Origin of the sequence: Actinomadura sp. KC345, from assembly GCF_004348515.1 — a bacterium.
Classification (GTDB): Bacteria; Actinomycetota; Actinomycetes; order Streptosporangiales; family Streptosporangiaceae; genus Spirillospora.
On the sequence record NZ_SMKH01000346.1, the window covers coordinates 1 to 7,558 of the forward strand.

Consider the following 7,558-nt stretch of genomic DNA (forward strand, 5'->3'; position numbering starts at 1 on the left):
GTCGTGGTCGGGGCGGGGCTATCGGGCCTTTCCGCGGCGATCCACCTGGCGGCCGGGGGCCGCGAGGTCGTGGTGGTCGAGGCCGGCGACGGGCCGGGCGGCTGCTGCGGGTCGGCGACCCTGGGGCCCTACCGGTTCGACACCGGCCCATCGGTGCTGACCATGCCGGACGTCCTGGCCCGCACGTTCGGCGCGGCCGGGGAGGACATCGAGCAACGGCTGCCGCTCCGGCGCCTGGACCCCTTCTACCGGCTGGCCTTCCATGACGGCTCGCACCTGGACGTGGTGGCGGGCGCGCAGGAGATGGCCGACAACGTGCGGGCCCTGTGCGGACCGGCCGAGGCCGCCCGGTACCTGCGGTTCCGGCGTCGGCTCGGCGCGATGTTCGAGGCCGAGTGGTCGGCGTTCATCGACGCGGACATGACCCGGCTGCGCGGCATGGCCCGTCCCGCCGCGCTGCTGAGGCTGGCGGCGGCGGGCGGGTTCCGCCGGATGGACGCGTTCGTGGCCTCGCAACTGACCGACGAGCGGCTCGTCAGGGCGCACACCTTCCAGGCACTGTACGTCGGGCTGGCTCCGGAGAAGGCACTGGCGATCTACTCCGTCGTCGCGCACATGGACACCGTCGGCGGCGTCTACTTCCCCGCCGACGGCGGCATGAACGCGGTCCCGAACGCCCTGGCCGCGGCGGCGGAGAAGGCCGGCGCCCGCATCCGCTACGGCACGCGCGCCGAGCGGGTCGAGACCGGCGTCGGCGGGGTGACGGCGGTCCGGCTGGACGGCGGGGAACGGATCGCGGCGAGCCATGCGGTGATCGCCTGCGACCTGGTGCGGGCCCGCGCCGGTCTGCTGCCCGAGACGGCGGGCGACTGGCGGCTGCGGCGGCCGCGCTACTCGCCGTCCTGCGTGGTCATGCACTTCGGACTCGATCGGCGAATGCCCGGACGGGCGCACCACACCCTGCACTTCGGCCGGGAATGGTCGGCCACCTTCGAAGCCCTCGCGTCCGGACGCCCGCAACCCGACCCCAGCCTGCTGATCACCTGCCCGGAGACCGACGCGACGGCCGCGCCGGACGGGCACTCGACGCTGAGCGTCCTGGAACCCGCTCCCAACCTGGCCGCTGGAGCCGACTGGGAGGGGCTCACACCGCGACTGGAGCACCGGATGCTGAGCCGCCTCGCCGACCTGGGCTACGGGGACCTGTCGGCGGCGCCGCGGACCACCTTCGATCCACCGGCGTGGGAGCGGCTCGGCCACTCGGCCGGTACCCCGTTCGCCCTCGACCACCGATTTCGCCAGACGGCATGGCTGCGCCCCTCGGGCCGCAGCCGCCGCGTTCCCGGTCTGCACTTCGCCGGGATGTACACCGCGCCCGGCGTGGGCGTGCCACCCGCCTTGATCTCCGGGCGGCTGGCCGCCGTACGGATCATGGAAGGCAGCCGATGACGCTGACGACGAGCTACGAGCACTGCCGCCGCCTCAACGCCCGCCACGGGCGCTCCTTCTACCTGGCCACGCTGCTGCTGCCGGCGTGGAAGCGGCGGCACGTGCACGCCCTCTACGGTTTCGCCCGCCATGTCGACGACATCGTCGACGCGTCCGGTGACGTGGCCGGACGGGGCGAGGCGCTCGACGAGGTGACCCGCCGCTTGAAGGCGTCCCTGGCGGGCGAGCCGGCCGGAGACCCGGTGCTGCCCGCGTTCGTGCACACCGTGCGGTCCTTCGACGTCGAGCGTGCCGACATCGACGCGTTCCTCCGGTCCATGCGGGCCGACCTGACCGTCACGCGCTACGGCACCTACGACGACCTGCTGGCCTACATGGAGGGGTCGGCCGCCGCCATCGGCCTGATGATGCTCCCCGTGCTGGAGACGGTGCCGGGCGCGGAACGGATCGCCCGCGAGCCCGCCCGCGAGCTGGGACGGGCGTTCCAGCTCACCAACTTCCTGCGGGACGTGGCCGAGGATCTGGACCGGGGCCGCGTCTATCTCCCGCTGGACGACCTGGAGAGGTTCGGGGTGACCGAGGCCGACCTCGCCGGCGACTGCACGCGGAGACTGCGCGAACTGGTCGCCTTCGAGGCCGACCGCGCCCACGACCACTACCGCCGGGCACTGGAGGGTGTGGAGCTGCTGGTGCCGTCCTCACGACCGTGCATCCGCGCCGCGTACGAGCTGTACGGCGGGATCCTGGACCGGATCGCCGCCGCCGGGCACGACGTGCTGGCGGGCCGGGCACGGGTCCCCCGCCTCCGGAGGGCCGGAATCTTCGCGCGGCACCTGCTGGCCGCCTCCGCCGCGGGGCGCACGGAGCGTCGCCTGCCGTCCGGGGCCGTCTGACATGACCGGCGGCGGGAGGCGAGCGGCGGACGGCTCACCCCGGCCCGTCGTGCTGGACGCGATGGGCGGCGACCACGGGCCGGCCGAGACGGTCGCGGGCGCGCTGAGGGCCCAGCGCCAGCACGGGGTGCCGGTCACCCTCGTCGGCCGGGCCGACGCGATCGACGCCGAGCTTCGGCGGCACGGAGCCGCCGGCCGGGTGGAGGTGCTCCACGCCGACGAGGTGGTCCCCATGACCGAGCGCGGTGCGGGCGCCGCCGCGCTGCCGGGGACGAGCCTGATGGCGGGCTGCGAGCTGGCCCGGCGGAAGGGGGCGGCGTTCGTCTCGGCCGGCTCCACGGGAGCCGTGGTGACGGCCGCGGTCCGGACCTTCGGGCGGCGGGAGGGCGTGCTGCGTCCGGCGCTGGCCGTGGCCCTGCCCACCCCGGCCGGCGCGACCGTGCTGATCGACGCGGGCGGGACGGCCGACCCGACCGCGGAGATGCTCGCCCGGTTCGCGCTGCTGGGCGCCGGGTACGCGCGGGACGTCCTCGGCGTGTCCGATCCGTCCGTCGGCCTGCTGTCCATCGGCTCCGAAGGCGGGAAGGGCAACCGGCTCGTCCGCCGCGCGGGGCGGCTGCTGCCCGCCATGCCCGTCCGGTTCCACGGCAACGTCGAGGGCCACGACGTGCTGGCCGGGACCGTGGACGTGGTGGTGACCGACGGCTTCACCGGCAACGTCGTCCTGAAGAACATCGAGGGCTGCGTGCGCACCACGCTGGGCCTCGTCGCCGGGGCCGGGATCGCCGACCCCGGCCGGCTGGACGAGATCGGGCGGCTGTACACCGCCGACACCCACGGGGGCGCGGCGCTGCTGGGCCTGACCGGGACGGCCGTCGTCGCGCACGGCTCCTCGGCGTCGGCCGCCATCGCCCGCGCGTGCCGGGTCGCGTCCGATCTCTCCGCCGGAGGGGACGTGGTGAGCGGGCATCTCGCGGCGGGGACGGTCACGTGACGCGCTCAGTCCCGGGCGCGCAGCGGATCGCGGCCGTCCCAGGTGCCCTCGCTTCCCCGGGGCGCGAAACGCGCGAAGAGCTCTTCGGCGTACCAGTCCTCGCCGCGGACCCGGCCGATGACGTCGCGGTGCGCCCCGCCGCGATAGGCGAAGCGGGCGACGGCGTCCTCGTCCTCCCACAGCGAGAACGTCGCCTGCCGGGCAAGCGGCCACTCCCCCGCGCCGAGCGAGGCGATGCAGCCGTCCTCGCGGCGAAGGGCCCGGTCCACCTCCGCGATCGACCGGTAGAACGCCACCAGCCGCGCGGACCGGATCGATGCCCTGGTCAGGACGGCCACCGGGCCCGAGTGCCGAGGCCCTGCGGCCACCGCCGGGGGGAGCGGGTCGCGTCCGCCCCAGCGGCCGCGCGAGGCCAGCGGCGCGAGGCGGACATGCCACGACTCCTCGGCCTCCGCGCGCCACCGGGCCGCGATCGCCGAGGACTCCATGAAGCCGTCCAGCGCGGCTTCGCCGTCCCACACCGCGAACAAGGCCCAGCGGCGCAGGTCGGCGCCCAGGCTCATGGACCGGCCGCGGCCCGTGCCCAGCAACCGCCAGAACCGGAGCCCTGCGGCGGCGCGCAGCTCCGGCCGGTCGAACGCCATGTACCGCATGGCGTCCACACCCGCATACCTGACGAGGTGAAACGAGGCCATGACACCGCTGCTCGAAGGATCGCCCTCGCCGGTCGCCGCGAGATCTCTGCTCGTGCCCGTCATCGGCGGCTACCTGCTCGGCTCGATACCGGTCGCGGTGGTCGTCGGACGCGTCCACGGATTCGACCCGCGCTCGGTCGGCGACCGCAACCCCGGCTTCTGGAACGTCATGCAACGCGTGGGAGGACGGTCGGCCGCCCCCGTGTTCGCCGGTGACCTGCTGAAGGGCACGGCGGCGGGCCTGCTGGGGCTGGCGGTCGGCGGTGTCCGGCGGTGCACGCTCCGGCCGGTGACCGGGACCGGCGTCCTGCCCGTGTACGCGGCGGTGGGCGCCGCGATGGCCGGGCACGCGTGGCCGGTGTTCGCCGGACGCAAGGGCGGGCGCTGCGTCCTGACCTTCGTCGGCGGGTTCGCGGTCATCTGCCCGCCCGCCTTCGGGCTGGGTCTCGGGCTGCTGGCCGCGACCGGCATCGGCGGACGCTCGTTCGCCCGGGGCGCCCGCGTCGCGGTGTTCTCGCTGCCCGCGCTGCAACTGCTGTTCGCTCCGGCCGCGCACGTGGCCGGGACCGGGGCGCTGATGTCCCTCATCGGCCTGCGCTTCGGGCAGGCGGCGCTCGCCGATCACGCCGGCCGGCGAGACCGGCCGCGGCACGCCCGTAGGCGCGGCCGCGCCAGGTACGGCCGGGGCGCAGCGCGGACAGCGTGAGGCGCATGGCGGCGACCGGATCGAGCAGCGGTGAGAGCAGCAGGCCGAGCCCCGGTTCGCGGTAGCTGCCGCGAAGGGCGGCGGTGAGCAGGAGCCGCTGTCCCAGCAGGACTAGATCGAGCGGCTTCGGACGTCCGGCGGTCAGCCGCAGGACCGGCAGCGCGGCGGTCAGCCAGACCACCGCCAGATCGCCGGCGAGGCGGCCGGGCGTGCTGACGTCCCGCAACGCGATCGAGCGTCCCCACTGGCACCAGACGTCGGCGGCGGAGGTGTGCATGTCGACCTCCAGCAACGCGCCCGCGTCGACGAACGCGACCTTCCAGCCGTCCCGCGCGAGGAGCCTGCCCAGAGCGACGTCGTCGGTGAGGTGGCGGCGCACGCGGCCGAACGCGTCCGCCTCCACTATCGCGGCCTTGCGGAAGGCCATGCACTGGCCGTTGACCAGCAGGCGGCCGGGCGACGTCGCCGCCGGGCCGATCGGCCCGAACCGGTAGACCAGCGTGGTCAGCAGCGAGGCGTGCAGCGCCTGCTCGACGCCGCCGCCCGTGGCGAAGCGGGGGCCGGCGCTGACCAGATCCCACGCGTCCAGCAGCTCCGCCAGCACCGTGCACAATCCGGCCTTGGGACGGGTATCGGCGTCCAGCAGCACCACCACGGGCCCGGCCGCCGCCGCCACACCCTGCCGCAGCGCCCACTGCTTGCCCACCCATCCCGGCGGCGCCTCGGTGCCCGTGACCACGGTCGCGCCCGATCGGGCGGCCAGCCGGGCCGTGCCGTCGCGGGACCGGTCGTCCACGACGACGACCTCCCGGACCGCCGGATCGGCCAGCAGCGGCGCCAGGCACGGCCCGATCCGACCCTCCTCGTCGCGGGCGGGGATCACGACCGAGATCGGCTCCGCCGCGCCGTCCCCGGAGCCTCCGGTGAGCGGCGGCGGACGGTTCCGCCCTCGCGCCAGCCGCGCGGCCACCACCAGCGCCGCCACCGACTGGGCTGCGGTCAGCACCCCCACGACCGGCTCCCGTCGCGGCGGCGCCTCGACGCGCCTGCGGCGTGGAAGTCCCGCTCCACGAGGGACGCGACGATGCGGCCGCCCATCGCGACCAGCGGCAGCCCGCCGCCCGGATGCGCCGAGCCGCCCACCAGGTACAGGCCCCGCCGGGGGCCCCGGTTGCCCGGCCGGCGCAGCGGCGCCGTCGGCCCGCCGTACGCGGTGCCGTAGATGGCACCGCCCGGCGCGCCGTACCGGTCGCGCAGGTCCGCGGGCGTGAACAGCTCCACGAACCGCAGCCGCCCCGACAAATCGTGCCCGCGCTGCGCGAGCCGCTCCAGCACCAGGTCCCCGTATGCTTCCGGCGTCATCGGCCATCGCCCGGGGTCCCCGGCCGGAACGTTCACCAGCATCACCTGGTTCTCCGCTCCCGGCGGCGCCTGGGACGGGTCGTCCACCGCCGAGCAGCCGATGTGGACGGTCGGGTCCCGGGGCGGTTCGCGGCGGTCGAAGATGTCGCCGAACTCCCGGCGGTAGTCGGCCGAGAACAGCACCGAATGGTGCGGCAGTCCCTCGGTCCGCCCGTCGACGCCGGCCAGGATCAGCAGCGCCGACGACGAGGGCCCCAGGCGGGCCATCCCGCGCACCCGCCGCCGGTCGGGGAGCAGCCGGCCGTACAGCGCGGCGGCGTCGGCGTTGACGACCACCGCGTCCGCCGCCTCCCGATCGCCGGAGGCCAGGACGACGCCGTCGACCGACGCGCCGTCCGCCGAGACGCGGGAGACCTCGCTCCCGGTGCGGACCTCCACCCCCGCCTCGGCCAGCAGGTCCGCCAGGTCGTCGGCGAGGCGGGCGAGCCCGCCCGGCAGGTACCACCCGCCGTCCCCGTGCTCGATCGCCGGGACGCACCCCAGCGCGGCCGGTGCCCGATACGGGTTCGACCCCGCGTACGTGGCATACCGCCCGACGTACTGCCGCAGCCGCCGGTCGGTGAAGAAGCGCCGTGCGAGCCCGTGCAGGGTTCGTCCGGGCGCGACCGCCGCCAGATCCCCGGGCCGGGCTCCTTCCGGCGGGCGACCCACCGGACCGGCGAAGAAGCTCCGCTGGGAGGCCGCGAGACAGCGCTGCGCCCAGCCGTAGAAGTCCCGCCAGGCCCCGCCCTGACCGGGGGCGAGCCGGTCGGCCTCGGCGGCCATCCGATCGGGGTCGCGGAAAGCGCGCAGGCTCGACCCGTCGGCGAACCGGTACCGGCACAGCTCGTCCAGCCCGACGGGCTCGCGTTCGACGCCCAGCTCCCGGAAGAGGCCGGGCAGGGTGAGCAGCGACGGGCCGAGCGAGAACGTGAACCCGTCCCGTTCACGCTCCGCGAGCTTGCCGCCCAGCCGCCCCAGCCTCTCGTGCAACCGGACCCGGTGGCCTCCCCGCGCCAGCAGCAGCGCGGCGACCATCCCGCCGAGGCCGCCACCGACGACGATCACCTCCGCCACGCGCGCCTCCCCATCGGCCTTGCGGCAGGCGGCGGAACCGTCCGCCGCCTGGCCGCCGCGACCGCCGCCGGGGCCGCGAACGCCCCCATCGCCGCCCCGCCGGCCACCGCGACGAGCCGGTCGGGCGGATCGAACACCGCCGCGAACGCCAGCGTCTCCATCCCCGCCATCACGCCGTAGAGCGCCACCAGCCACCCCGGCGCGTCCCGCTCCCAGCCCACGATCGGTTCCACGACCCCCATCAGCAGCGCCGACACGCCCAGCCACCCGGCGAAGTTGCTGACCGGCACGCCCCGGTAGACGCCGCCGTCCGGCCATCTCCACAGATCGTGCCGCAGCATCT

General features: G+C 75.7%; 7 protein-coding genes and 1 pseudogene. 4 read left to right on the forward strand and 4 right to left on the reverse strand.

Annotation, left to right across the window (positions count from 1 at the left end):
• From crtI (E1281_RS34695) to E1281_RS34705, 3 genes are all read left to right on the forward strand, one after another.
• Positions 1-1,449 (forward strand): phytoene desaturase family protein (gene crtI / locus E1281_RS34695; RefSeq protein ID WP_131883941.1); only part of this gene is annotated, 1,449 nt, incomplete at its 5' end.
• Entirely contained in the window at positions 1,446-2,342 is an 897-nt protein-coding gene (locus E1281_RS34700; protein WP_131883942.1) for a phytoene/squalene synthase family protein, read from the forward strand. The genes crtI (E1281_RS34695) and E1281_RS34700, both read left to right, overlap by 4 nt.
• A 1-nt stretch (position 2,343) precedes the next feature.
• Positions 2,344-3,336, forward strand: coding sequence for a phosphate acyltransferase PlsX (locus E1281_RS34705; RefSeq protein ID WP_131883943.1), 993 nt, complete (start codon positions 2,344-2,346; stop codon positions 3,334-3,336).
• A 5-nt stretch (positions 3,337-3,341) separates the two neighbouring features.
• Here E1281_RS34705 and E1281_RS34710 read toward each other — a convergent pair whose 3' ends face one another.
• A complete protein-coding gene (locus tag E1281_RS34710; RefSeq protein WP_131883944.1) occupies positions 3,342-4,031 on the reverse strand; it encodes a spheroidene monooxygenase in 690 nt (229 codons plus the stop codon).
• Here E1281_RS34710 and E1281_RS34715 point away from each other — a divergent pair.
• Positions 4,030-4,602, forward strand: a pseudogene (locus E1281_RS34715) (glycerol-3-phosphate acyltransferase); the annotation flags it as partial. The gene E1281_RS34710 and the pseudogene E1281_RS34715 overlap by 2 nt on opposite strands.
• Before the next feature lie 13 nt (positions 4,603-4,615).
• On the opposite strand, the gene E1281_RS34720 reads toward E1281_RS34715, so the two are convergent.
• From E1281_RS34720 to E1281_RS34730, 3 genes are all read right to left on the reverse strand, one after another.
• On the reverse strand, positions 4,616-5,749 hold the full coding sequence (locus E1281_RS34720; protein ID WP_243717712.1) for a glycosyltransferase: 1,134 nt from the start codon (positions 5,747-5,749) through the stop codon (positions 4,616-4,618).
• On the reverse strand, positions 5,737-7,215 hold the full coding sequence (gene crtI / locus E1281_RS34725) for a phytoene desaturase family protein (RefSeq protein ID WP_165959231.1): 1,479 nt from the start codon (positions 7,213-7,215) through the stop codon (positions 5,737-5,739). The genes E1281_RS34720 and crtI (E1281_RS34725) overlap by 13 nt, the downstream gene beginning before the upstream one ends.
• On the reverse strand, positions 7,203-7,558 hold a 356-nt coding region (locus E1281_RS34730), incomplete at its 5' end, for a carotenoid biosynthesis protein (protein ID WP_131883945.1). The genes E1281_RS34730 and crtI (E1281_RS34725), both read right to left, overlap by 13 nt.

Excerpts from the sequence above, each read along its gene's own strand:
- E1281_RS34700 (WP_131883942.1), top strand. The coding sequence starts at position 1,446 with ATGACGCTGACGACGAGCTACGAGCACTGCCGCCGCCTCAACGCCCGC.
- E1281_RS34705 (WP_131883943.1), top strand. The coding sequence starts at position 2,344 with ATGACCGGCGGCGGGAGGCGAGCGGCGGACGGCTCACCCCGGCCCGTC.
- E1281_RS34710 (WP_131883944.1), bottom strand. The coding sequence starts at position 4,031 with ATGGCCTCGTTTCACCTCGTCAGGTATGCGGGTGTGGACGCCATGCGG.